The following is a 582-nucleotide window of genomic DNA, read 5'->3' on the forward strand; positions in this document are numbered from 1 at the left end:
ACATCGGTAGCTTCGAATTGTCGATCAGTGCCATATGGAAGACTTTGTGCGCCACTTCAAAAGACGACACGTCAGCGCCTTTCGCCTTGTTCATGTGGTAATGACTTAGGACTAGACGTTCTTCCCATTCCGCGTCAGCGTTACCAATCGAGGCGCGTAGTGCCATATCTTCAAGCGTACAACGCAAAATCAAAATTTCTTCGAAGTTTGCCTTGCTCACAGGAGCTGCTCGAAAGCCGCGTTGATCGATCCTTTCAACCAATTTATCAGAGGTCAAAAGACTAAGGGCCTCTCGCACCGGGCTTGCGCCCATTTCGAGTAAACCACGCAATTGTTCGATCTTCAGCTTCTTACCCGCTTCGAGCTCCCCAGTTAGAATCATGTTGCGCAGTTGACGGTACGCAGCGTGAGTAGCTGAGGTTTCCTTCGTTTCTGAATCTTTCATCATGTTCATTGGGCTTCTCCTGAAGCTGCTGCGCGCATCGATTAACTAAAGGCCGCGCCACCGGTCGATAGGTTCGCTGACACAGTTACCGAACCTTCGTTGATCATCCAACGACGCAAGACAAACGTACGTGCGCC

The 582-nt window shown here is 50.3% G+C and carries 1 protein-coding gene; it reads right to left on the reverse strand.

Annotated features, from left to right (window positions below; genetic code table 11):
- Positions 1–454, reverse strand: a 454-nt coding sequence (locus J3L16_RS15915; protein ID WP_207614047.1) for a GntR family transcriptional regulator, incomplete at its 3' end; no start/stop codon positions are given.
- Positions 455–582 lie beyond the last annotated feature (128 nt).

The organism is Alteromonas sp. 5E99-2 (assembly GCF_017368475.1).
In the GTDB taxonomy this organism is placed as follows: Bacteria; Pseudomonadota; Gammaproteobacteria; order Enterobacterales; family Alteromonadaceae; genus Alteromonas_F.